The organism is Micromonospora sp. NPDC049580 (genome assembly GCF_040675595.1).
Taxonomy (GTDB): domain Bacteria; phylum Actinomycetota; class Actinomycetes; order Mycobacteriales; family Micromonosporaceae; genus Micromonospora.
Genome location: NZ_JBFAPG010000007.1, coordinates 16,002 through 38,391 on the forward strand (window position 1 = coordinate 16,002; position 22,390 = coordinate 38,391).

Below are 22,390 nucleotides of genomic sequence, written 5' to 3' on the forward strand. Positions count from 1 at the left end.
CCACCAGAAGGAGAACACCAGCAATGGACGCCAACGACCTGCTCATGGGCGGCGGAACCAAGTCCGTCAACTGGCAGAAGAACCCGATCGGCTACACGGTCATCGGCACCATCACCGACACCCCCAAGGTCGAGCAGCTCAAGAAGTTCGACTCCGACGAGCTCGACTTCTGGCCGAGCGGTGACCCGAAGATGCAGATCGTCGTGACCCTCCAGACCGATCAGCGGGACCCGGCCGACGCCGACGACGACGGGAAGCGGCGGCTGCACATCCCGCCGCGCATGATGGCCCCTGTTCGGGAGGCCATCCAGAAGGTCGGTGCGAAGGGCCTGGAGATCGGCGGCCGGCTCGCCGTGCAACGGACCGGCGGCAGCGGCGTCAAGGGCGACCCGTTCACGTTCGCCGCCGAGTACGGCGCACCGACCGTCGACCCGGGCAGCCTCCTTGGTGGCCAGGCCGCGCCGGCGCAGGCGCCGATGCTGGCCCAGCCCGCACCGCAGGCCGCCGCGGCCCCGTCGGCCGCGCAGTCCCTCGGCATCACCCAGCCCGCCGCCGTCGCCATCCCCTGCCCGCCCGGCATGGACCCGGTCAAGTGGGCCGCGCTGCCCGAGATGCAGCAGCGGACCATCGCCGCCGCCATGGCGCAGCCCGCCGACCAGCCCACCCCGTTCTGACCCAGCTCCTGCCCAACCCGCTCAACACCGGCCCCCGCCCCGCCTCTCGGGGTGGGGGCCGGTCCACCCAGATCGGAGCATCGATGACCGTCACGGCAGGCCGCGGCGTGAGCGTCACCGTCGACACCACCGCCGTACGCCGCTGGCTCGGCATCCTCCACGGAGACAGCCCCGGCCACGTGCACATCTGCTCCACCGGCGACTGGACCGGCCGCACCTTCGCCGACCTCGACGAGGCCACCACCTACGTCGCCCAGCTCGACGCCGCCGGCCGCGAAGGCATCTACGCCCGCGTCACCACCCTGCTCGGCGACCGGCCCGCCGGCGGCCGCGGCGGCGCCGCAGACTCCGCCGCCCTGCCCGCCCTGTGGGCCGACCTCGACCTCGCCGGCCCCGGCCACGCCGAGCAGGACCTCCCGCCCACCGTCGAAGCCGGCCAGGCCATCATCGCCACGAGCGGCCTGCCAGAGCCGACCATCTGGGTGCACTCCGGTGGCGGCCTCTACCCGATCTGGCTCCTCACCGAACCCCACACGCTCACCACCGACAACCTCGACGCAGCGAAGGCGCTCGCCAAGGGCTGGCAGGCCGTGATCGAACACGCGGCCGCGTCACACGGCTGGCGGTACGGCCGCGGCGTCGGCGACCTCGCCCGCGTCCTACGCATCCCCGGCACCGTCAACCGCAAAGCCGGCCTCGCCCGCCCCTGCCGCATCATCGCCGCCACTTCGCACCGGTACACCGTCGCCCAACTCCAGGCCGCCCTCGACACCGCCACGGCCCGCATCGCCCCGCCCGAGCCCGCCCCGCCGTCCACGCTCAACCCGCTGATCGGCGGACCCACCAGCCGGGCCGCCGGCGAGCTTGCCCCGGGTGAGGACTTCAACCAGCGGGCCGAGTGGACGCAGATCCTCACCCCTGCCGGGTGGCGCGAGCACTACCGATCCGACGATGACGTCACCTACTGGACCCGGCCCGGCAAGCCCACCGGCATCAGCGCGTCGACCAACGCCCTCGGCACCGACCACCTCCACGTCTTCACCACCGGTGCCGCGCCCCTGGAGGGCGGCGAGTCGTACTCGAAGTTCGGCGCGTACGCGGCGCTGCACTTCGGCGGTGACCACAAGGCCGCGGCCCGGGCGCTCGGGAAGCAGGGCTACGGGTCGCCGCTGCCAGAGCCCGGCCACGACCAGGCCGAGCTGATTCGCGCCATCCTCGGCCGCGATCCGGACACCACCGTCGGCATCACCGCGGCGGCCGCCACGCCCACCCAGCCGCCGGCCACCGCAGCGGCGACGGCCGGCACGCCGCCGCTGCGCATCTGGGCACCCGAGCAGGAGGTGACCAACCCGGCCGTCGCCGCCGACTGGCTGCGCGAGGAGCTGGGCCGCGGAAGGTTGGCCGGCATGTTCCGCCGCGTCGACGCCGTCGTGCACACGCCCCGCGTCGGTGAGGACGGGTACGTGCCGCTGACCGACGACGCCGCGAACGACGACGGGCCCGCCCAGATCCGCCCCGTCACCGACTCCACCCTCGCCAGCCGCATCACCTACACCTACGGCTGCTACCGGATGGTCAAGAAGGGCGAGGACTGGGAGCCCGTCCAGGCCACGTTCCCCCGCACCGCCGCCCGCATCCCGCTCGACGTGCCCGACATGCTGCCCAACCTGCGCACCCTGCGCGGCGTCGTCCACACCCCCATCGTCCGGCCCGACGGCAGCCTCCTCGAGGAACCCGGCTACGACCCGGCCACCGGACTGCTGCACCTGCCGGAGCCCGGCCTCGTCGTGCCCCGCGTCTCGGAGCAGCCCACCGCCGGCGACGTCGCCGACGCCACCAAGCTGCTGCTGGAGATGGTCGACGGGTTCCCCTTCGTGTCCGAGCACTACCGGGCCAACTACCTCGGAGCCCTCCTCACCCCACTGCTGCGCTCCCTGACCCCGCCGCCGTACAAGCTGCACGCCATCGAGGCCCACCAGCCCGGATCCGGCAAGACCCTCCTCGCCCAGCTCGCCCGCCTCATCCACGGCGGCGTGTTCCGCGCCGAGCTGCCCGAGGACGACGCCGAACTGCGCAAGCAGATCACCGCCATCCTCTCCATCACCACCGGCCCGGTCGTCATCCTCGACAACGTCTCCGGCGCCCTGAAGTCGTCCACCCTCGCCGGCCTGCTCACCACCAGCCTCTGGGACGACCGGCCGCTCGGCTCCACCTCCTGGACCCGGTCGACCAACGACCGGCTGTGGACCGTCACCGGCAACAACATCTCCATCGGCGGCGACCTCCCGCGCCGCACCATCCGCACCGTCATCGACCCCGGACAACCCAACCCCGAATTGCGCACCGGCTTCGCCATCAGCAATTTGGAAGGCTGGGTGACGGAACGGCGCGGCGACCTGCTCCACGCGCTCCTCACATTGGTGCGGGCGTGGGTGGCGGCCGGGAAACCGTTGCCGCCGGAACGCGCGTCGGACAGTTACGCGATCTGGGTTCGCACCGTGGAGGGCATTCTCGACGTCGCGGGTATCGGCGGTCAATTCGATCACCCGTCCACTCAGGTCGACGTCGGCACCGATGACGACGAATGGGCCGTGTTCCTCGACGCGGCGCATAAGGCGTATCAGGGCCGCGAATGGACCGCCAAGGAACTGCTCGGCGACGTCGACACCGGCATCCTCATCACCCCCGGCAAGGTGCCCCTGGAGGCGCTGCCCGACGAGCTGGCGGCCAAGGCCGGCAAGCACCCGAAGGGCCCCGTAGGGATCAGCAAGAGCCTCGGCTGGTGGCTCCGCAACCGAGAGGGCCGATGGGCCGGCGGGCTCGCGGTCCGCCGCGCCGGCGTGGACGTCCACAAGGTCCAGCAGTGGCAAATCCACGTCGGGCAGGGCAGAACGGACACCCCATGACCATGATCATCCGGGTTTCCGGGTTTTCCGGGTTTCTCTGGGTCCCCCGCGCGCCCGCGAAAAACCAAGCGGCTACAGAGCGTAACGAAATCGTGGAGCGGCCAACCGGAGATGGCCGCAGAAAACCCGGGAAACCCGGAAACCCGGATGATCTTCAAACGAGGCGACACCGATGACCAAGGCCTTCCAAAGCACCGTCGCCACACCGCAGCCCTGCGACCGATGCCACGCCGCGCTCCTCGTCGCCCTCGACGAAGGCCTCACCGCCCGCGTCGACGCCACCCCGCTGCCCAACCGCCAGGCAGAAATCGCCGCCCTAATCCAAGGCCTCTGGACCTACACCCACACCAACAACCGGCACCTCGTCTACCGCAGCGCCGAACGAATCACCGGGAACACGCTGCGCGGCACCATCCACGCACAACACCAATGCAACGGCCCCACCCAACTCACCCTCGACGACCTGATGGGACAGAAATGACCACCACCATTCCCCGCGTTGTCGGACTCGACCTCTCCATGACCGGAACCGGAATCGCGTGGGCAGACGGCAGCACCTACACCGTCAAGCCGAAACGAGACGGTGACGCCCGACTCCTCGAAATCGAATCCGAGATCTCCCGCGCCGTCGAAGGCCGCAGCATCGACCTGGTCGTCATCGAGGACCTGCCGGCCAACGCGAAGTCCGCCGGCATCACCGGCATGGTCCACGGGATCATCCGCGGCTGGCTCCGCCGCCAGGCCGTCCCCTACGCCCTCGCCACCCCGGCGACCCTCAAGAAGTACGCGACCGGCAAGGGCAACTGCGGCAAGCCCGAGATGGCCGTCGCCGCCTACAAGCGCTTCGACCGCGAGCTGGCCGACGACAACCAGGTCGACGCGCTCTGGCTCCGCGCCGCAGGCCTCGACCACCTCGGCCACCCCGACGCCGCCCTACCCGCCACCCAGCGCGCAGCCCTCACCGCCGTCAAGTGGCCAGCACTGCTCGACACCACCCCGACGCGCCCACATCACGACGAACCCCGCTTCGGCCGGACCGTCGTCGACGTGCCCCTGCCTGCCTGACCCGGAAGGACCGCCATGACCGACCAGCCCAGCGCCACCACCGCCGGCCTCCTTCGCGTCGTCACTGCTGAACGCGACGAAGCCCACGACGTCCTGGGCGCCGCGTGGGCCACACTTAACGCCGCCGGCCGCACCGGCCAACACACCATCGCCGAGCACATCGCCCGGATGGCCGACGAACTGCACAGCACCCAGCAGGTCGCCACGTTCCGGCAAGGCGTCATCAACCAGTGCCACGACGCGCTGCGCGCCGCTGGAAAGGTCGTCAATGCCGCCCGGGTGATCATCGACAATGACCGGCTCAGCCGCCAAGCACTCAACGGTCTCGCCGACGCCCTCACTGCCTACGACGCGGCGCCGGAAGTCACATCCGACGAGCACGCACGCACCCCCTCGGCAGGCGTAGACCCGGCGTTGCGGGACCGGATCGAACTCGCTATTCGTGATGGGTTCGCTGCTGCCCCCGTTATATCGACGGCGACTGACACCTGGCTGGACCAGATCGCTGCTGTCGCTGCTGTGGCTGTTGTCGAGGAACTGGCTCATCCGGCTGGTATCGGCCGATGTGGCGAGCTCTCCGCCGTGCGGATCTCCTACGACTTGGATACTCCGCAGCGACGAGAAGTGTGTGTGGTGCGGGCAGGTCACAACGGACGCCACCGCGCGGCCAACGGAACGCATTGGCTCGGCTCTCCGCGATGAGCGAGGCGTGGGCGAAGGGCAGCACCAGGGCGTGGCGCACACTCCGCGCCTACGTCCTGGCCCGCGACCTCTACCGCTGCCGCGCCCACACCGACGGATGGTGCGACCACGTACCCGGTGACCACCAGTGCACCGGCCTCGCACCACTGACCGGACCAGAAGCCGGCCACGCCCACCACACCCTCGGCCGCACCGTCACCGGCGACGACCCCGCCAACATCGTGGCAGCGTGCGCCCCCTGCAACCTCCACATCGGAGACCCCACCAAGCAACCCGACCCACCAGGCAGGAGCGTGACCCGATGGTGACCTGGCCCATCTGGATCTACGACGAAGCACACGACCTCGACGTCACTCTGAACGCTGTGGAGATCGACGGAGTGTGGCAGATGCCACCACCGTGGGGGTGGAGCCCACCAGCAGACTGGCGCGAGCAGGTCGCGGCACGGCCCACCATCACCATGAAGCGGCGAGAGCTGCGACCTGGCGAGGGGCAGCACGCCTGCTTCCTCGCCGACCGATGCGTCGGCGATCCGAGGTGCAAGACGTGCTCGGCCGCGTGGTGGCACTGGGCCACCATCCAGCAGCCCGACCCGACGCAGCGACTCGTCCGGGTCACTGACGTCGGGTGCGTGACCTAATGATGAAAACGGACATAGCGGTGCGTTTTTCCCCATCCAGAGGGCCTGGACACCCCGATCTACGTGTCCTTTCCCTCTCTCCGGGGGCGTCCGCCGAGTGCCGCAGAGCAGTTCAGTAACCAGGTAGGAGCAGATTGTGACGACGCAGGGGCCGATGGTGCGGGCGGTGGCCGCCGCGCTGCGGGATGCCGAGCTGCAACCGCAGGACGGTGGGGCGAAGGCCTTGGCTCGCCGGTACGCGGTGCTGATCGACGAGGCGGCGCCGCTGGCGAAGTACGAGGAGCCGTTGAAGGTGTTGCGGAAGGCCGTGCAGGAGTGCAGTGATCCGGGCGCGGAGAAGCACCTGGCGAAGATCGAGGCGGCGTTGTCCGCGCATTCAGTAGCGTCTGATCTTGGGCCGAAGCTGCTCGCGGCGTTGACTGCGCTCGGCATGACGGCCGCGGGTCGCAACACGAAGGGAGCCACCGGTGGCGGTGTCGGTCCTGTCAGCCCCGTCGCCTCCAAGCTCGACGAGCTCCGAGCTCGACGTCAGCAGCGTCAGGGGTAGCACGACGCCGCGGCTGTTCACGCCGCCGCTCGTGACGGGCCCGCCTGGGCCGTGTGGCTGCGGGTGCGCGCTGACACCGGAGAGCAGCTACGGCTTCGACGTCGACGAGTTCGCCCGGGACGTGCTGCGGCACCCGCTCGATCCGTGGCAGCGGTGGTCGGCGATCCACGGCGGCGAGCTGCTGCCCGACGGGTCGCCGCGGTTCAGCATCGTGCTGATCCTGGTGGCCCGGCAGAACGGGAAGACCGAGCTGCTGGTGGTGCTTGCCCTCTTCTGGCTGTATGTGGCGCGGATCGCCCTGGTGCTGGGCACGTCGACGAAGCTCGACTACGCCAAGGAGTCGTGGAAGAAGGCGGTCAAGCTCGCTCGGGCCATCCTGGAGCTGGCGGATGAGATTCCGAAGCGCGGCGGCGTGCGCAGGGCCAACGGCGAGCAGGAACTCGTCGTGGTGCCGCCCGACGCGGTCAACCCGGATGACCCGGATGACCCGGATGCCTGCCGGTACAAGATCGCGGCGGCGAACGAGGAGGGCGGCCGGTCGCTGTCGATCGGCCGGTTCATCGCCGACGAGCTGCGCCAGCACCACTCCTACGACGCCTGGGACGCGGCCGAGCCGGCGACCAGCGCGGTGGACGGGTCGCAGATCTTCGCCCTGTCGAACGCCGGCGACGACCGCAGCATCGTACTCAACGACCTGCGGGAGACGGCCCTGTCGTTCATCACGAGCGGCGACGGCGACGGCGACGTGATGCTGGCCGAGTGGTCCGCCCCCGAGGACGCCGACCCGCTGGACCTGGCGGCGCTCGCGCAGGCCAACCCGAACCTCGGCACTCGGAAGAACGCCCGGAAGCTGCTGGCCAACGCGCGCCGCGCGGTCGCTCGGGGCGGCAAGGCGCTCAACGGCTTCAAGACCGAGCACATGTGCATCCGCGTCAGGGTGATGAATCCCGCGATCGACCCGGGCGCGTGGAAGCGGTGCCTCGACGTCGGCGGCCTGGACGCCGTCCGGTCTCGGGTGGCGATGTGTCTCGACGTCGCGCCGGACCAGCTGCACGCCACGCTCTACGCCGCCGCGGTGCTGCCGGACGGGCGGGTGCGGATCGACTTCGTGAAGGACTGGGCGGGGCAGGGCTGCGTCGACAAGATGCGCCGGGAGTTGCCGCCGCTGGTGACGCGGTTGCGGCCGAAAGTGCTGGGCTGGCTCCCGGCGGGCCCGGCCGCCGCGGCGTCGGCCGACCTCGCCGAGCGCAAGGGCTGGCCACCGCCGGGGGTGAAGGTCGAAGCCATCCGGGGAGAGACCGCCGCCGTCTGCATGGGGCTCGACAAGGAGGTCGTGGCGAAGACCCTCGCCCACTCCGGTGATCCGCTGCTCAACCAGCAGGTCGGGTCGGCGGAGCGGTTGCGGCGCGGGGACACGTGGGTGTTCAGCCGGCGGGCCAAGGTCGAGTCGGCGAAGCCGAAGGGCGACCAGGAGGAAGGCGACCAGGATGCCGGCACTGGGCACGTCGACGCGGTGTACGCGGCGGCTGGTGCGGTGCACCTGGCGCGGACGTTGCCGGCGCCGGTGGGTAAGCCGCGCGTGGTGGTCGTCACGAAGTAGTTAAGCAGCTCAACGGTTGAGTGTTGAATCTCTTGACTGTCGAGTATTCTGCGGGCCATGGGGTTGTGGGCGCAGGTGAGGGAGCTGTTCCGGCTGCCCTCCCTGCCGCCCGGGTACGGCCAGTTCGCCTCCGAGACGGAACCCGAGCCGCTGGACCGGGTCATCGTCAAGATGATGGGCCGGGGTGCCGTCCCGAAGGTCGACCGTGAGGCCGCGCTGTCGGTGCCGGCCGTGCTGCGCGGGCGGAACCTGATCTGCTCGATTTCCACGTTGCCGCTGGTCCAGTACCGGCCGAACTGGCAGGTCGAAAAGCTGCCGCTGCTGGAGCAGATTGACCCCGACGTGCCCAACGTCGTCACCCTCGCGCAGACCGTCGAGGACCTGCTCTTTGAAGCCATCTCCTGGTGGTTGATCACCGCTTCCGACGACCAGGGCTTCCCGACGGCCGCCCGGCACCTCGACGTCAGCACCGTGTCTCTGAAGCCGCCCGGGAACCGGAAGCCGCCGGCGCCGCTGCCGTCGGGTGAGGAGCCGCGTGGCGCCGTGGTGTACGTCGCCGGCAAGGCAGTGTCCGCGACAAAGATCATCCGGTTCGACAGCCCGAACCCTGGTCTGCTCAAGTCGGGTGGCCGGGCGGTGCGCCGAGCCATCCTGCTCGACCAGGCCGCCGCGATGTACGCCGACGACCCCCGGCCGCTGGATTACTTCACGCCCGTCGAGGGTGCTGATCCGGTCGACGATGACGAGGTCAAGGAGATCCTCCGGGACTGGGTCGCCGCTCGGAAGGAACGCGCCACGGGCTACGTGCCGGCCGCGCTGAAGTACAACAGCGTCGACGTGCCGACCCCTGCCGATCTCCAGCTCGTCGAGCTGCAGAAGCGGGCCGCGCTGGACATCGCCAACGCGATCGGGCTCGACCCGGAAGACCTTGGCATCAGCACGACCAGCCGCACCTACCAGAACGCGACGGACCGGCGGCAGGACCGCATCAACGACGTGCTGTCGCCGTTCATGCGGGCGATCACTGACCGGCTGTCGATGGGTGACGTCACCCGGCCCGGGCACCTGGTCCGGTTCGACCTGGACGACTACATGCGCGCGGACCCGCGGACCCGCTGGGACGTGTACGAGAAGCAGCACTCACTGATGGGGGACGCCGTCGTGCCGGAGATCCGTGACGCCGAGCGGAAGCCGCCACTGCCCGCCAGCGCGAAGCCCACCCCGAAGGCCGCGCCCGCCGCCGAGTCGACGGTGCCCCCCGCCCTGACGTTCGGCGAGGAGTCGGGGCTCACCTTCGACGCCGAGGTCATCGAGTTCGCCGTCGACCAGTCGACGCGCATCATCGAGGGCCTGGCCGTGCCGTACGGCAAGACCGCCACCAAGTACGGGCTGGGCTACCGCTTCGAGCGCGGCGCGCTCCAGTGGACCGACCCGGGCCGCGTGAAGCTGCTGCGTGACCACGACTACCGGCAGGCCATCGGCCGTGCCGAGTCGCTGACTGATACCGCCGCCGGCCTCAAGGTCAAATTCAAGGTCGCCCGTGGCGAGGAGGGCGACCGCGCCCTCGCCCTGGCCGAAGACGGTGTTCTCGACGGCATGAGCATCGGCGTCGACTTCGACTTCTCGGTCGACACCGCCCCGGACCCGAAGAACAAGAGCGCGGTGCTGGTGCGCCGCGCCCAGCTGCGCGAGGTCAGCCTCACGGCCGTCCCCGCGTTCGACGACGCCCGCGTGTCCAAGGTGGCCGCGAGCCGTACCGAAGGAGATTCCATGCCTTGTTCCGTGTGCGGGCAGAACCACGCGGAAGGCGTGGCGTGCACCGCCCCCACCACCGCACCGGCCACCCAGCCGACCACCGTCGACCTGAACGCCGCACCGGCCACGCCGGCGGCGCCGGCCCCGGGCACCCTCACTCTGTCCAGTGAGCAGCTGTCCGTGTTGCTCAGCCGCCCGGACGGGCTGGCCGGGCTGGCCGGGCTGCTCACTCCCGGCGCGCCGGCCGCGCCCGCCGCGGCTGCCGCTCCGGAGCAGCGGCAGACCGTCGACCCGACCCGGTCGGTGACCCTCGCCCAGGTCAACGAGCCGGCCCCGTACCGGTTCGACGGCCGCGGCAACATCATGCGCGGCAGCCACGACTTCAGCTCCGACCTGATCCTCGGCCTGAAGGGCAAGGACCCGGCCGCCTACGACCGGGCGCTCTCCGTGGTCCAGGAGCGGTTCGACGTCAGCCGCGCGTTCGACACCGACCGGGCCGACACCGCCGGCCTCAACCCCAACAAGCAGCGGCCGGACATGTACGTCGACCAGCGGTCGTACCGCTACCCGGTGTGGGAGGCCATCAACAAGGGCACCCTCACGGACGTCACCCCGTTCGTGTTCCCCAAGTTCAACACGGCGTCCGGGCTGGTCAACAACCACACCGAGGGTGTCGAGCCGACCCCGGGCACGTTCACGGTGACCACGCAGACCGTCACCCCGACCGCCGTGTCCGGCAAGGCCGAGATCACCCGTGAGGTCTGGGACCAGGGCGGCAACCCGCAGGTCAGCGGGTTGATCTGGCGGCAGATGGAGAAGGGCTGGTATGAGGCCCTGGAGGCCGCGGCTGTCGCGGTCCTCGACGCGGCGACCCCGACCGCCATCGCGCTGACCGCCGGCGTGAAGGACGACGTCCTGGCCGACGAGCTGACCGCCGCCATGGTGCTGCTCCAGTTCGTGCGCGGCGGGTTCTCCATGGACAACCTGTTCACCCAGGTCGACCTCTACAAGGCCCTCGCCGCGGCCGAGGACACCACCGGTCGCCCGCTGTTCCCGGCGCTCGGCCCGGCCAACGCGTCCGGCACCTCGCGGGCCCGCTGGTCGGCGCTGGACATCAACGGCATCGCCGCGCTGCCCGCGTGGGCCCTCGCCGCGTCCGGGTCGATCGTCGCGTCCTCGTACCTGTTCGACAGCGAGAGCGTGCACGGCTGGGCGTCGGCGCCGCAGCGGCTCGACTTCGAGTACCAGGTCAAGTCGGTGGACGTCGCGATCTGGGGCTACAAGGCCACCGCCATCAGCGACCTGGCCGGGGTCCGCGAAATCACCTACGACCCGGTGCCGTGACCGGGCCAGCCCTGATCCGAGACGAGCAGAGGGAGGCGCAGATGGCGCCAGCAGCAGGATCGCGGGGCGGCAACGCCTCGAATCAGACCGTCAGTGCGCAGACCGCGCCGCCGGTGCCGGACGGCCCTGCGCCGGCCAGCACCCCTCCGACGAACCCGGAAGCCAACCGGGTCAAGGAGCTGGAGGCGGAGGTCGAGCAGCTGCGTGGGCAGCTGGCCGAGGCGCAGCAGCCCAAGACGAGTGAGGGTGACGAGCCGGCGTACGTGACCGCGCTCGTCGACGCCCTGGCCGACGGGAAGCCGCTCACCTTCGACGATGCCGAGGTGCCGGAGGACGTGGAGCGCCGGCTCCGCGCGGCCGGCCGGCTGACCAACCGCCCGGTGGAACCGTCCTTCGGTCTGTCCGAGGGGCAGCGCCAGGAGCTGGTGGCCACCGGCAAGACGGTCAGCCCGTTCACTGGCACGCCGCAGCTCGGCACCGGGAAGCCGGGCGCCAAGCCGCGGGCCGTGTCTGCCGAGGAGCACGCGAAGACGCCGGCCAAGCAGCAGGCGCCGGCGCGCGGCAACAAGCAGTAATCCGGGCGGAGGGGGAAAGGGGGTGACCACTATGCGGGCTGCGTCGTCGACGTCGGTACTGCTGCCGGTGGGTGGCGTCTGGCAGCTGCTCGTCGACGCCGACACCGCGCCTACCGTGGTGGTCACCCCTCCCGCCGGCGACCCGGAACCGGTCATTCCCGAGCAGACCAGTAGCGGCCGGTGGGAGGCGTCGTACGTCGTCGACGCGCCTGGCCGGTATGTGGCTCGGGCCAGCGTGGTCGACGGGGACGTGGTCGACTTCGCGGCTCAGGCCCTGGCGGTCACCACCGGCCCAGTGGTCGACGTGCCGAAGGTCGTGAACTACCTCGGTCAGATCAGCGCCACCGAGGAGACCGTCGGCGAGGCACTGGAGGCCGAGACGTACGCGCAGGCGCGCGTGTGCCGGGTTGGCGCGGTCTACCCGCCGGACCTTCGGGAGGCCCTGTTCCGGCGGGTCGCTCGCAACCTCGCCCTGCGGGGCATCCCGCTTGCCGTGCTGCGCGGTGACGCCGAGGTCGGCTCCACTGTGTTGCCCGGCAGGGACCCGGAGGTCCGCCGCCTGGAGGCACCACACAGACGGTTGCCGATCGGATGATCACCGTCGACAGGTTCACGCGCACCCTCACCGCGTTGGTCGTCCCGTACGACCAGGTTGGTCGTGGGCTGCGGCCACGCCGGTACGCGCCCGGCTCGCTGCGCTGGACGGCCGCCCGGCTACCGGTGCTCGTCGAGCACGTGTGGTCCCGCCAGGTCGGCTGGGTCCTCGACCTGCGGGAGACCGCCGCCGGACTCCTCGGCACGCTCTGGATCGCCCGCAGCCTGGCTGGCGACCGGGCGCTCGCGCAGGTCGTCAACGGGACGCTGCGTGGTCTGTCTCCCGGCGCTGACCTGGTTGACGCGGCGCCGAGCCCTGGCGAGCGCGGCGTGGCCCTGATCCGCGCGGCGAACCTGCTGGAGGTGTCGCTGACCGCGACGCCCCGATTCGACGTGGCAGGTGCGCGATGAGCCTCGTCGGGGACCGCACCGAGATCGGCATCGCGCTGTCGACGGTTGAGGGCGTGAGGGGCTACGCGTACCGGCCGACGGTGCTGGCCGCCGGCGACGGGTGGCCGATGCTCGGCCCGCTGGAGCGCGCCGGCGGGCTGTCGTTCACGGCCACCTGGCGGGTGTTCCTGGTGCTGCCGCAGGACGAACAGGCGGCCAGCGAGTGGCTCGACACCCACCACGAGGACCTCGTCGACGCGCTGGAGCCCACCGGGTTCGTCGACCGCATCGAACCGGTGGAGCTGTCCACCGAGGCCGGCCCCCTGCTGGCCATCCAGATCACGATGAGGAGTGAGTGACCGATGCCCGCCTACCCCCGCGCCCACGTAATGCGGAACTCGCTGGTGACGATCGCCACCGACGAATACGCGCAGACCGGCCAGGTCACCAAGGCCCGGCTCGTGCCCGACACCCCGGTGCAGACGAAGCGGACCCTCGTCCCGGACGGCGTCGTCCAGGACATCGACAGCACCGTGTGGAGCTTCGAGCTGGCGGGTCTCCAGGACTACGGCACCGACGGCCTGGCCAAGGCTCTCGCCGACCTTGCCGGTACGCAGGTCACCGTCACCGTGCAGCCGAAGGCCGGCAGCGGCCAGGACACGGCCGAATTCGTGATGGTGGCGATGCCGGTCGAGTTCGGTGGCGAGCAGGGCAACTTCCGTGAGTTCGACGCCACCTTCCCGGTTGTCGGCCAGCCCGAGTTCAGCCAGAGCGGAGCCTGAGCCATGGCGACGATGCTCCTCGAGTTCCGCGTCGAGATGGACAACGGCGAGACGCACGACGTGGTCGCCGACCAGCGCGACGTGGCTCGCTGGGAGATCCAGGACTTCGGCACTCCGTTCAAAGAGATCAAGGCGCGGGCGAACCTCGCGTATCGGTGGCTGGCCTGGTCGGCAATGTTCCGTCGCGGCGTCACCACCCTGGCCTGGCCGGACTTCGACGCCGCATGCCTCGAAGTCAGTGACCTGCCCGAGCCCGACGAAGAGGTTGACCCCGGGGACCGCCTGGACCCTGGCCAGCCGGCTCCGTCCGACTCGACCTCGTAGCGCTCGCCTGGCGTACGGGACAACCGCTGACGGGGCCGGCCGGCCTGGAGTCCTGGCACCCGAGGGACCTGGCCACCCTCATCGACCTGATCGACGAGCACGACGCAGACCGCCGCCGGGCGGCATCGAGGAGGTGAGCAGGTGGGATCGATCGACGACCTGATCCGCGACCTGCGCTCCTTTGAACGGCGCAAGGAGGTCACGAACCGGCTCGCGCGGGAGCTGCGTAAGCCGGTCCCGGCGGTACGCCGCGCCGTGCGCCGGCGGGCCCTTGACGTGTTGCCCTCCGGTGGCGGGTTCGGCGAGTGGGTGTCGAAGCTGTCCGTCACCGCGCGGGTGAAGCTGCAGGGCCGCGCGGCCGGCGTCAAGCTGGTCGGTCGCCGCAAGGGCTACCCGGACAAGCAGCCGCGGGTGGACCTGCGGCGCATCGACCAAGGCCGCGCGGCCGCCCCGTCCTGGGGTCACCGCACCCCGGCGAGCTGGCACTTCCAGACCGTCACCCCCGGGTTCTTCACCGAGCCGTCGACAGAGATGGACCAGTGGCGTGAGGCCGCTGACGTCGCCCTCGACGACGCCCTGGAGGTGATCCGCCGTGGCTAGAGACGTCGAAGCGGACGTCGTCGTCAGGGACAAGACCAACCCGGGCATCAAGTCGGTCGAGCGGAACGTCAAGAAGGTCGCCGACCAGAGCAACAAGGTCACGGCGCAGCTCAACCGGGGTGTTGCCCAGTGGGGGAAGGGCTTCCAGAAGCTCGGCTCGGCGGCCAGCCGGTGGGCGAACTCGGGCGACTCCACCGGCAAGCGGTTCGCCCGTGGTGTCGGCGCAGGGCTGGGGAAGATCGCCGAGCTGGGCGGCGCGGTCGGCGGCGGCCTGTCGAAGGCGGTCACCGCGGCCGGCCCGCAGGTTGCCCTCGCCGTGTCCGCCGTCCTGGTCGGCGCGGCGGTATCCGCCGCGCCGGCGGTCGGCGCTGCCCTGGTCGGCGGTGCTGGTGGGGCGGGCATCGTCGGTGGCCTGGTCATCGCGTCGAAGGACGCCCGGGTCGCCAAGGCGTTCGACGACCTGGGGGATGAGGTCGGGTCGTCGCTTCAGGAGGCTGCCGGCCGGTTCGTTCCGGCGAGCCTGGAGGCGGTCAAGGAGGCGCGCAGCGCGTTCCGGGGGATGACGCCGGACCTGAAGCGGATCTTTGACGTGTCCGCGACGTGGCTGCCGGGGCTGACCCGGTCGCTGGGAAGTGGGGCACAGCTCGCCCTGTCCGGCATCACGAAGGCGGTCACGAAGGCTGGCCCGATCTTCACGCAGTTCGGCAAGGGGCTTGAGGGGATCCTCGGCGCGACTGGCAAGGTCTTCGGCGACCTGGCCGACAACGGGTCGAGCATGGCCCTGGCGCTGCGCGGGACATTGGAGCTGGTGAAATTCACCATTCTCGGCGTCGGTGGCGCCCTGAATCTGTTGATCGAAACCTTCGAATTCTTCGTCAACCGGATTCCGGGCGGCAAGAAACTGCTGGACTCGATGGTCTCCAGTCAGGATGGCGCGAAGACCAGCGCGTTCAACCTGGCTGGCGGATTCCAGCTGCTGGCTGACGACGCGAACGCCGCCGCCGACGGGCTCACCAACGCGAAGCAGAAAGCCGACGACCTGGTCAATTCGAACATCGGGTTGGCTCAGGCGCAGATCGCCTCCCGCGACGCCACCCGCCAGGCCGCCGACGCGATCAAGGAAAACAGCAAGGCCAAGCTGTCCAACGCGCAGCGCGCCGACGCCAACCGCACCGCCCTGCTGTCCATGGCCGACGCGTTCAACACCGAGACGTCGGCCGGTGAGGCATCGAAGATCAGCGCCGGGAAGGCGTCCGAGGCGTACGCCACGAACCGGCAGAAGCTGATCGCCGCCGCCGAGGCAGCCGGCTACACCCGCAGCCAGGCCGAGAAGTTGGCCGGGCAGTGGTTGAAGGTGCCGAAGAACGTGACGACCACGGTGAACGCGAACACCGGTGCCGCCAGCGCGAAGCTGGAGACCTTCCAGAAGAAGATCACCAACCTCAAGGGCAAGACGGTCAACGTGACCGTGCAGGTCACACAGCGCGGCGATCATCGCATTCCCGGCGTCGGTACCCAGCTCAAGGACGCGGCCGGCGACTCCTGGTACCAGTCCGATGGTGGTATGACCTCGCGGACCGGCGGGCCCGTGCGGGTTGAGTCGACCGTCAACCAGACCCTCAACGTGTCGCTCGACGGCCGGCCTTTCTACGCGTACACCGCCCGCGCCATTCGAGGCAGCGAGAAGCGGACGGCGTGGCGGCAGAAGGTCGGGGTCCGCTGATGGCCGTCGCGATCACCGCCATTGCGCAGGATTCCTGGCCGCCCCGCGTCCTCGTCTCCGTCACCGGACTGACCATCGGTGACGGCATCGCCCTGTACCGCGTCGTTGGCGGCGTCCGCGCGCTCCTGCGGGCTGGCGAAACCGACGCCGTCACCGACACGTCGTTTCTGCGCACTGACGCTGAGCTGCCGTTCGGACAGCCGGTGTCGTACCTGGCGGTCGTCAACGACGACGACGAGTACACCACCGGCGCCGCCACGTACGCGCTGCCGGGCGGCAAGGTGGCGCTCACCGACGCGATCAGCGGCGACGCCGCGGAAACCGTGATCCTCGCCTGGGACGAACGGTCCTACCAGCGGCAGTCGTCGGTGTTCCGCGCCGGTGGCCGGAACATCGTCGTGTCCGGCCAGCTCGGCCAGCCCGAATCCAGCCTGGAGCTGTACGCCGAGACGACCAGCGCCCGTGACGGCGTGATGGCCGTGGTGGAGTCCGCGACCGAGGGCGTCGTGCAGATCCGCCAGCCCGGCGGGTACGACGGCATCGACTCGTACCTCGCAGTCCTCAGCGTCGCCGAGCGCCGCTGGTCACAGGACGGCTCAGACCAGCGGCGCATCATCGCCCTGGACGTCGCCGAGGTCGAGGGGTGGGCGCCCGCGCTGGAAGCCCGTGGGTCCACCCTCCAGGACATCGCCAACGTGTACGACGTGGCCGGCCCGAACCTGCTGCCCAACAGTTACTTCGAGACGAACGCGGCGGGCTGGGCGCAGTTGGGTGGAACGATCGCGCGGTCCACCACCCAGGCGCATGAGGGCGCCGCGTCGCTGCTGCTCACCCCGTCCGGCGCGGCCGGCGCGGCGCAGGCTCGCGCCGATCTGGTGCCAGCGTCCGTAGGCACCCTGTTTCGCGCCCGCGCGTGGGTGCGATGTGCGGTGGCCCGGTCGGTGCGGCTGTCCATGGACTGGCACGACTCGGGCGCTGCGCTGTTGTCGACGAGCAACTATGACCTGGCGGTGGCGGCGAACACGTGGACGCTGATGGACACCACGTTCACGCCGCCAGCGTCGACGGCGCAGGCGCGGATGCTCTTCCAGTTGACGTCGACACCGCCTAACACGCACCTGCTGTACATCGACGAGGCGACCCTGAACGTGGCGTATCAGTCGCTGGCCCGGATTGCCGCCGACTACCCCGGCACGCTGCTCGACATCGCTCAGGCGGACTGGTCATGATCCCGATCAGCGCGGCCGCCGCATCGGTGCTCACCCGCTCGTACACCTACCACCAGCGAGTCGAGTCCTGGCTCGGCGACCAGCTGCTCGCCGACGACATTCCGGTCGACGCGGGTAGTGAGGAGACCGACCGGGCGTTGCGGGTGCCGGAGCGGATCAGCCTCACCGTCCCGCGGAGGGACCGGGGCATGTCCTGGTCGCCTACCACCGACGACCACCCCCTCGCAGCGCGCGGGCAGCGGCTGCGCGTGCAGCTCGGCGTCGGCGTCGGCAACGGGGAGATCGAGTGGTTGCAGCGCGGCTGGTACGTGATCCAAGACTCTGAGGCCGAGGGCGACGACGTTTCGGTCACGGCGGTGGGGCTGCTGTCGCTCATCGACGAGGCCCGCCTCGTCTCGCCGTACCAGCCGACCGGCACGCTGCTGTCGACGTTGCGCGGCCTCGTCGAGCCGGCCCTGACCGTGGTGGCCGACGTCGCCCTCGTCGACCGGGCCGTGCCCGCCGGCATCAACTACGACGAATCCAGGATCGACGCGATCGGGGAGCTGCTCGACGCGTGGGGCGCCGACGCCTGGGTGACCGAAGACGGCTACCTGTACGTCGCCGACTCCACCCCGTCGACTGTGCCGGTGCTGGCCCTGACCAACCAGACCGGCGGCACGATCATCGAGGCAACCGGGTCGTCCAGCCGCGAAGGCGCGTGGAACGCCGTGGTCGCCCGAGGAACGGCTAGTGATGGCAGTCAAGTCCAGGGCGTCGCGTACGACACCACCGGGCCGGCCGCGATCGGCGGGAGCTTCAATCCGCTGCCCGTCCCGTTCTTCTACTCGTCGCCGCTGGTGACGACGGTGGCGCAGGCCAACCGGGCCGCCCAGACCGTCCTCACCCGCAAGAAGCGGACGACGGGCATCGAGTTCGCGGTGGACATGGTGCCCCACCCGGCGCTCCAGGCCGGGGACACCGTGTCGGTCACGACCGACGAGTACACCGACCTGCTGTGTGCGATCGAGGCCTTGGGGCTGCCCTATACCGCCGATGGTGGCCGGCAGTCCCTCGTCGTGAGGAGCCTGGCATGAGCGGGCTGCTGGCGACCGCGACGGCGGCGAAGAGCGGATCCACGGTCACGGCGATCGTCAACGGCACCGAGACGGTAGTCCAGGTGGCCCGGGATCTGACCGTTGCCGCCGGCGACGTGCTGCTCGTCGAGCGCATCGGCAGCCAATGGTTCGCCGTCATCCGGGCGTTCGCGGCCGCCGCCCCGCCCGTCGAGGAGCAGGTCCGCCCGCCCGACCCGAAACCGGCGGTGGTGACCGGCACCCTCGTTGTGAGCCCGGTGGAGACCCGCTCGTACCGGCCGTCGTACGGCTGGCGTACCGACAACGACGACGTCTACCAGGGCCAGTACGGCGGGTGGGGCAACCACACCGGCGCCGTGTTCTACGGCAGCAAGCCGCGATCGTTGTCGGGGGCGACGGTGACCGACGCGAAGATCCGCGTCAAGCGGCTGTCGGCCGGCACGTACGCCGCCCAGTCGACCACCTTGCGGCTGGTCACGCAGGCCACCCGCCCCGGCGGTGCCCCCAGCCTGGGCAGCAGCACGTCCGGGCCGTCGCTGGCGGTTGGCTCGACCAGCACGTTCACGATCCCCGACTCGTGGGCGCAGGCCATGGTCAACGGCACCGCCGGAGGCCTCGCCATCTACGACTCCGGCGGCTCCCCCTACGTCCGGCTCGCCGGTCGCGGCAGCTGGTCGCCGGCCTTCACGTTGACGATCTCTTGGAGGCGCGGATGAACCGGCAACGGGCCGAGGTGGCCCTCGCATGGGTGCTGCTCGTCGGCAGCCTCATCGGCTGGCCCCTGTCGGCCAAGTGGTGGGCACGCGACGAACCGCCGTTCGTGCTCGGCCTGTCGTGGCTGGCCATCACCCTCACCGCCCTCGACCTGCTCAAGACGTCCCGGGTCCACCGCGACCAGGACCAGAAGGAGGCAGCCGATGCCTGACACCTCGCTCGGTCTCACCTACCCGGCGTCGACCGCGCACACCCGGATCTGGGAGCACATCCAGGAGCTGGCCAACGACGCCAACGCGGCGCTGGTGACGCGTACGCCGCTGCTCGACTCGGCGCAGGTCAGCGCGGTCACGACCCTCACCACGACCATGAGCGACATCCCCGGCGCGACGAAGACCCTGATCACCACCCTGCCGAACACCAGGGCGCTGATCATCTGGTCGCCCGACTTCCAATGCACCACGGCGAGCACGGCCACGCCCTACTCCGTGGTGGCGGTGGACGGCGTCGACCAGGCGCCCAACGCCGTCTACTTCCCTGGCGGCACGGCTGCGGTGGGTGCCCGGTGCACGCCGTGCAACGCGTTCGTCGTCACCCTGGCGACGGCGGGCGCGCACACCTTCAAGATGCGCGCGGCGGTGGCGACGGCCAACGGCGTCTGGAAGGTCAACAACCAGACGTCGTCCATCAGCGTGCTGGCGCTCCCGTGGTGACCCGGGGCCGCCTCGCCACCGCGGTGGCCGTGCTGCTCGTCGCCGCGCTCGGCGGCGTCCTCGCCCGGCCGCGGCAGGCGACCGGCGCTGACGTGACCTGCCCGTCACCGGCGCCGGCGGAGCGGGTCATCCTGACGATCGGCGACAGCATCACCGAGGGCGCGACGATGGCCGGGTCGGTGTCCGACGGCTACCGGGCCGAGTTGGGCAGGCTGCTCGACGGCGCGTGCATCCCGCACCGGTTCGTCGTGGCGGCCGCCGGCGGCACGACGTGTGGCTACTGGACGTCGCGGATGGCCGCGCTGGTGACGACACACCGGCCGGACCTCATCGTCCTGGCGTGCGGCACCAACGACCGCCTCGATGACAAGTCGTCGACGCAGATCGCGGCGTGGGAGGGCGTGTACCGGGGGCTGCTCGATACCGCCCTGGACCTCGACGACGACGTGATCGTGTGGCCTTCCTGGGTGCAGTACAGCGCGGGCCGGGCTACGCCGGCGTGCACGACTCCGCCCGGTCCGTCGCCGGCGTGGCTCCCGGCCAGCGAGGCGAAGGTCAACGACGCGATCTACCGCGCGGTCAAGGTCATCGCCGAGTTCGGCGGCAGGGTGCCCGGCTGGATCGATCTGCAGTCCATCCCCGAGGCGTACCTCGATCAATGCGGCGTCCACCCCACGCCGGGCGGCTACGACGTCATGGGGAGATTGATCTTCAACGCGATCGCCGGCAGCCTCGTCACCCCGCCATCCGCGCCGCTGCCGTGCGGGCTCACCGGACGGCGACCCGGCGGGCCGATCCCCAACTGGACGCCCTGCGAGCGAATGGCGGTGAACTGATGGCCACCTCTGCCCAGATCCAGGCCGAGTCGTACTGGAATCGCGAGATCGTCACACCCGAAATCGACTGGCTCGGCGACGAGCTGTGCCGCCGCACCAAGAGGCCCCGGACGGCGTTCGGCAGCAAGGGGAACACCGCGCACCTTCGCGGCGCCCACCGCTCCCAGGAGTGGATCAAGCGGTCGCGGTACTCGACGAACCGCACCTACACCGTGCAGTCCGGCCTCACCGCCGACCAGGAGCGGCACGTCGCCGGGCTCGACTTCACCCCCGGCGAATGGGGTACCGCACGCAACCGCGCGCTGATGGTCGAGCAGACCGGGCGGCTGATGGTGGCCATGAAGGCCGGGCAGCTCGACGAGGTGACCGAGCTGTTTGGCACCACGAACGGGCGGACGGTCACCGGCTACAACAACCGCACCAACCAGGCGGCCACCTCGGATGACTCCCACCTCGACCACTGGCACCTGACGATCGACCGCCGGCACTGCCGGAACAAGCAGCTGATGGAGCGCATCCTCAGGATCGCGCTGGGACTCCCGACGGAGGACGACGATATGACCCCGGAAGAGCACAACTGGCTGGCCACCGTCCACAAGAACCTCACGGTGCTCGACGGGCGCAACCCGCTCGGGCAGGTCTACACCCGTATGGCGCTCGGCACTGACCAGGTCCTCGGCGCGAAGCACAACGCCCATGCGTCGCTGACCAGCATCAGCAAGCAGATGGCCGCCATGCAGGCTGCGCTGCTCGGCGCGGTGCAGGGCCTCGACACCAAGGCGATCCTGGCGCGCGTCGACCAGGTCGCCGCGGCCGACGCCGAGCGCGACGCCCAGCTGTCGGCCGAACTTGCGGACCTGGCCGGCAAGCTGGACCAGGTCGCCGACCTGATGCGCCGGATGGAGTCCGGGGAACTGACCGCCGAGCAGGTCCTCGCTCAGCTACGCGAACTGCTGCCCGCTCTCCCGGCCGCCTGACGTCGTGTGGACCTTGCGACCCTCATCCCACCCGGCGGCCTCGGCGCGGTCTCCGTCGGCGGCACCCTCCTCGCCGTCGTCGTCTACCTGCTCAACGCGAACAGGGTCGACCGGCGGGAGTACCAGGACGCCATCGACCGGGCCGAGAAACGCGCCGACGAGGCTGAAGCGCGCCGCGCCGCCGCCGAGGGCCGCATGGATGAACTGCAGCAAGCCGTCGACGCCGAACGGGCTGGGCGCCGCACGGCCGAGGACCGTGCGGCCGCGGCGGAACGTGAACTGCAGCGGCACCGGCCGGCTGGAGGTGGGCCGTGACCGATGAGACCGTGCAGCTTCGCCGCCGGATGCACCGCCGCGGCCGCCGCCGCGCGATCGTCGCCGTGGCCGCCACCGCGCTGATCGCATCCGCCGTCACCTGGTGGGCGGCATCGCTGGGCCGGCAGGCGACCGCCGAGCAGCAACGCGCCAACACCGCCGTGTCCGGGGCCGAGCAGCTGTGTCAGCAGGTGCGGCAGCTCGGCGGAACGTGCGTCGTCGACGGCTTGCTGCAGTTCATCCATGCGGCCCTCGGCGGCGGCGCGGCGCGCTTCAGCCTCGTCGGCGCGTTTCTCGGCCCGGTCGATG

The 22,390-nt window shown here is 70.6% G+C and carries 27 protein-coding genes; all 27 read left to right on the forward strand.

Features of this window, described 5'->3' with window-relative positions; genetic code table 11:
* Positions 1 to 23: 23 nt before the first annotated feature.
* Positions 24 to 674, forward strand: coding sequence for a hypothetical protein (locus tag AB0J68_RS01410; protein WP_363935374.1), 651 nt, complete (start codon positions 24 to 26; stop codon positions 672 to 674).
* An 83-nt stretch (positions 675 to 757) separates the two neighbouring features.
* Positions 758 to 3,580, forward strand: a complete 2,823-nt coding sequence (locus AB0J68_RS01415; protein ID WP_363935376.1) for a hypothetical protein — start codon at positions 758 to 760, stop codon at positions 3,578 to 3,580.
* A 172-nt stretch (positions 3,581 to 3,752) separates the two neighbouring features.
* The gene (locus AB0J68_RS01420; protein WP_363935377.1) at positions 3,753 to 4,061 is read left to right on the forward strand and encodes a hypothetical protein; all 309 of its coding nucleotides are present in this window, start codon (positions 3,753 to 3,755) and stop codon (positions 4,059 to 4,061) included.
* Between the two features lie 38 nt (positions 4,062 to 4,099).
* Positions 4,100 to 4,645, forward strand: a complete 546-nt coding sequence (locus AB0J68_RS01425) for a hypothetical protein (RefSeq protein ID WP_363935378.1) — start codon at positions 4,100 to 4,102, stop codon at positions 4,643 to 4,645.
* Between the two features lie 15 nt (positions 4,646 to 4,660).
* A complete protein-coding gene (locus tag AB0J68_RS01430) occupies positions 4,661 to 5,347 on the forward strand; it encodes a hypothetical protein (protein WP_363935380.1) in 687 nt (228 codons plus the stop codon).
* On the forward strand, positions 5,344 to 5,655 hold the full coding sequence (locus tag AB0J68_RS01435) for a hypothetical protein (RefSeq protein ID WP_363935381.1): 312 nt from the start codon (positions 5,344 to 5,346) through the stop codon (positions 5,653 to 5,655). The genes AB0J68_RS01430 and AB0J68_RS01435 overlap by 4 nt, the downstream gene beginning before the upstream one ends.
* Positions 5,649 to 5,987 carry a hypothetical protein gene (locus AB0J68_RS01440; protein WP_363935383.1) on the forward strand — a complete coding sequence of 113 codons (339 nt, stop codon included), beginning with the start codon at positions 5,649 to 5,651 and terminating at the stop codon, positions 5,985 to 5,987. The genes AB0J68_RS01435 and AB0J68_RS01440 overlap by 7 nt, the downstream gene beginning before the upstream one ends.
* 166 nt (positions 5,988 to 6,153) lie before the next feature.
* On the forward strand, positions 6,154 to 6,534 hold the full coding sequence (locus AB0J68_RS01445) for a hypothetical protein (RefSeq protein WP_363935385.1): 381 nt from the start codon (positions 6,154 to 6,156) through the stop codon (positions 6,532 to 6,534).
* Between the two features lie 31 nt (positions 6,535 to 6,565).
* Positions 6,566 to 8,134 carry a terminase gene (locus AB0J68_RS01450; protein WP_363935387.1) on the forward strand — a complete coding sequence of 523 codons (1,569 nt, stop codon included), beginning with the start codon at positions 6,566 to 6,568 and terminating at the stop codon, positions 8,132 to 8,134.
* Between the two features lie 57 nt (positions 8,135 to 8,191).
* Positions 8,192 to 11,233, forward strand: a complete 3,042-nt coding sequence (locus AB0J68_RS01455) for a phage portal protein (protein ID WP_363935389.1) — start codon at positions 8,192 to 8,194, stop codon at positions 11,231 to 11,233.
* Positions 11,234 to 11,274: 41 nt separating this feature from the next.
* Positions 11,275 to 11,808 carry a hypothetical protein gene (locus tag AB0J68_RS01460; protein WP_363935391.1) on the forward strand — a complete coding sequence of 178 codons (534 nt, stop codon included), beginning with the start codon at positions 11,275 to 11,277 and terminating at the stop codon, positions 11,806 to 11,808.
* 31 nt (positions 11,809 to 11,839) lie between these two features.
* Positions 11,840 to 12,403 carry a hypothetical protein gene (locus AB0J68_RS01465; protein WP_363935393.1) on the forward strand — a complete coding sequence of 188 codons (564 nt, stop codon included), beginning with the start codon at positions 11,840 to 11,842 and terminating at the stop codon, positions 12,401 to 12,403.
* Positions 12,400 to 12,813 carry an HK97 family phage prohead protease gene (locus AB0J68_RS01470; RefSeq protein ID WP_363935394.1) on the forward strand — a complete coding sequence of 138 codons (414 nt, stop codon included), beginning with the start codon at positions 12,400 to 12,402 and terminating at the stop codon, positions 12,811 to 12,813. The genes AB0J68_RS01465 and AB0J68_RS01470 overlap by 4 nt, the downstream gene beginning before the upstream one ends.
* Positions 12,810 to 13,151, forward strand: coding sequence for a hypothetical protein (locus tag AB0J68_RS01475; RefSeq protein WP_363935396.1), 342 nt, complete (start codon positions 12,810 to 12,812; stop codon positions 13,149 to 13,151). The genes AB0J68_RS01470 and AB0J68_RS01475 overlap by 4 nt, the downstream gene beginning before the upstream one ends.
* 3 nt (positions 13,152 to 13,154) lie before the next feature.
* Positions 13,155 to 13,574, forward strand: coding sequence for a hypothetical protein (locus AB0J68_RS01480; RefSeq protein WP_363935398.1), 420 nt, complete (start codon positions 13,155 to 13,157; stop codon positions 13,572 to 13,574).
* Positions 13,575 to 13,577: 3 nt separating this feature from the next.
* Positions 13,578 to 13,898 carry a hypothetical protein gene (locus tag AB0J68_RS01485; RefSeq protein WP_363935400.1) on the forward strand — a complete coding sequence of 107 codons (321 nt, stop codon included), beginning with the start codon at positions 13,578 to 13,580 and terminating at the stop codon, positions 13,896 to 13,898.
* Between the two features lie 141 nt (positions 13,899 to 14,039).
* A complete protein-coding gene (locus AB0J68_RS01490; protein WP_363935402.1) occupies positions 14,040 to 14,498 on the forward strand; it encodes a hypothetical protein in 459 nt (152 codons plus the stop codon).
* A complete protein-coding gene (locus AB0J68_RS01495) occupies positions 14,491 to 16,221 on the forward strand; it encodes a hypothetical protein (protein ID WP_363935404.1) in 1,731 nt (576 codons plus the stop codon). Before AB0J68_RS01490 ends, AB0J68_RS01495 begins: the two co-directional genes overlap by 8 nt.
* On the forward strand, positions 16,221 to 17,450 hold the full coding sequence (locus AB0J68_RS01500) for a carbohydrate binding domain-containing protein (RefSeq protein ID WP_363935406.1): 1,230 nt from the start codon (positions 16,221 to 16,223) through the stop codon (positions 17,448 to 17,450). The genes AB0J68_RS01495 and AB0J68_RS01500 overlap by 1 nt, the downstream gene beginning before the upstream one ends.
* On the forward strand, positions 17,447 to 18,526 hold the full coding sequence (locus AB0J68_RS01505) for a DUF5047 domain-containing protein (protein WP_363935407.1): 1,080 nt from the start codon (positions 17,447 to 17,449) through the stop codon (positions 18,524 to 18,526). Before AB0J68_RS01500 ends, AB0J68_RS01505 begins: the two co-directional genes overlap by 4 nt.
* Positions 18,523 to 19,242, forward strand: coding sequence for a hypothetical protein (locus AB0J68_RS01510; RefSeq protein ID WP_363935410.1), 720 nt, complete (start codon positions 18,523 to 18,525; stop codon positions 19,240 to 19,242). Before AB0J68_RS01505 ends, AB0J68_RS01510 begins: the two co-directional genes overlap by 4 nt.
* On the forward strand, positions 19,239 to 19,451 hold the full coding sequence (locus AB0J68_RS01515; RefSeq protein WP_363935412.1) for a hypothetical protein: 213 nt from the start codon (positions 19,239 to 19,241) through the stop codon (positions 19,449 to 19,451). The genes AB0J68_RS01510 and AB0J68_RS01515 overlap by 4 nt, the downstream gene beginning before the upstream one ends.
* Entirely contained in the window at positions 19,444 to 19,953 is a 510-nt protein-coding gene (locus AB0J68_RS01520; RefSeq protein ID WP_363935413.1) for a hypothetical protein, read from the forward strand. The genes AB0J68_RS01515 and AB0J68_RS01520 overlap by 8 nt, the downstream gene beginning before the upstream one ends.
* A complete protein-coding gene (locus AB0J68_RS01525) occupies positions 19,950 to 20,789 on the forward strand; it encodes an SGNH/GDSL hydrolase family protein (RefSeq protein WP_363935415.1) in 840 nt (279 codons plus the stop codon). The genes AB0J68_RS01520 and AB0J68_RS01525 overlap by 4 nt, the downstream gene beginning before the upstream one ends.
* Positions 20,789 to 21,766, forward strand: a complete 978-nt coding sequence (locus tag AB0J68_RS01530; RefSeq protein WP_363935416.1) for a hypothetical protein — start codon at positions 20,789 to 20,791, stop codon at positions 21,764 to 21,766. The genes AB0J68_RS01525 and AB0J68_RS01530 overlap by 1 nt, the downstream gene beginning before the upstream one ends.
* Before the next feature lie 6 nt (positions 21,767 to 21,772).
* Positions 21,773 to 22,081, forward strand: a complete 309-nt coding sequence (locus tag AB0J68_RS01535) for a hypothetical protein (protein WP_363935417.1) — start codon at positions 21,773 to 21,775, stop codon at positions 22,079 to 22,081.
* Positions 22,078 to 22,390: hypothetical protein (locus tag AB0J68_RS01540; RefSeq protein WP_363935419.1), on the forward strand; the 313-nt coding region annotated here is incomplete at its 3' end. The genes AB0J68_RS01535 and AB0J68_RS01540, both read left to right, overlap by 4 nt.

Excerpts from the sequence above, each read along its gene's own strand:
- AB0J68_RS01515 (WP_363935412.1), top strand. The coding sequence starts at position 19,239 with ATGAACCGGCAACGGGCCGAGGTGGCCCTCGCATGGGTGCTGCTCGTC.
- AB0J68_RS01420 (WP_363935377.1), top strand. The coding sequence starts at position 3,753 with ATGACCAAGGCCTTCCAAAGCACCGTCGCCACACCGCAGCCCTGCGAC.
- AB0J68_RS01435 (WP_363935381.1), top strand. The coding sequence starts at position 5,344 with ATGAGCGAGGCGTGGGCGAAGGGCAGCACCAGGGCGTGGCGCACACTC.
- AB0J68_RS01505 (WP_363935407.1), top strand. The coding sequence starts at position 17,447 with ATGATCCCGATCAGCGCGGCCGCCGCATCGGTGCTCACCCGCTCGTAC.
- AB0J68_RS01485 (WP_363935400.1), top strand. The coding sequence starts at position 13,578 with ATGGCGACGATGCTCCTCGAGTTCCGCGTCGAGATGGACAACGGCGAG.
- AB0J68_RS01470 (WP_363935394.1), top strand. The coding sequence starts at position 12,400 with ATGATCACCGTCGACAGGTTCACGCGCACCCTCACCGCGTTGGTCGTC.
- AB0J68_RS01410 (WP_363935374.1), top strand. The coding sequence starts at position 24 with ATGGACGCCAACGACCTGCTCATGGGCGGCGGAACCAAGTCCGTCAAC.
- AB0J68_RS01500 (WP_363935406.1), top strand. The coding sequence starts at position 16,221 with ATGGCCGTCGCGATCACCGCCATTGCGCAGGATTCCTGGCCGCCCCGC.
- AB0J68_RS01480 (WP_363935398.1), top strand. The coding sequence starts at position 13,155 with ATGCCCGCCTACCCCCGCGCCCACGTAATGCGGAACTCGCTGGTGACG.
- AB0J68_RS01440 (WP_363935383.1), top strand. The coding sequence starts at position 5,649 with ATGGTGACCTGGCCCATCTGGATCTACGACGAAGCACACGACCTCGAC.
- AB0J68_RS01520 (WP_363935413.1), top strand. The coding sequence starts at position 19,444 with ATGCCTGACACCTCGCTCGGTCTCACCTACCCGGCGTCGACCGCGCAC.
- AB0J68_RS01425 (WP_363935378.1), top strand. The coding sequence starts at position 4,100 with ATGACCGGAACCGGAATCGCGTGGGCAGACGGCAGCACCTACACCGTC.
- AB0J68_RS01460 (WP_363935391.1), top strand. The coding sequence starts at position 11,275 with ATGGCGCCAGCAGCAGGATCGCGGGGCGGCAACGCCTCGAATCAGACC.
- AB0J68_RS01510 (WP_363935410.1), top strand. The coding sequence starts at position 18,523 with ATGAGCGGGCTGCTGGCGACCGCGACGGCGGCGAAGAGCGGATCCACG.
- AB0J68_RS01430 (WP_363935380.1), top strand. The coding sequence starts at position 4,661 with ATGACCGACCAGCCCAGCGCCACCACCGCCGGCCTCCTTCGCGTCGTC.
- AB0J68_RS01465 (WP_363935393.1), top strand. The coding sequence starts at position 11,840 with ATGCGGGCTGCGTCGTCGACGTCGGTACTGCTGCCGGTGGGTGGCGTC.
- AB0J68_RS01475 (WP_363935396.1), top strand. The coding sequence starts at position 12,810 with ATGAGCCTCGTCGGGGACCGCACCGAGATCGGCATCGCGCTGTCGACG.
- AB0J68_RS01530 (WP_363935416.1), top strand. The coding sequence starts at position 20,789 with ATGGCCACCTCTGCCCAGATCCAGGCCGAGTCGTACTGGAATCGCGAG.
- AB0J68_RS01455 (WP_363935389.1), top strand. The coding sequence starts at position 8,192 with ATGGGGTTGTGGGCGCAGGTGAGGGAGCTGTTCCGGCTGCCCTCCCTG.
- AB0J68_RS01415 (WP_363935376.1), top strand. The coding sequence starts at position 758 with ATGACCGTCACGGCAGGCCGCGGCGTGAGCGTCACCGTCGACACCACC.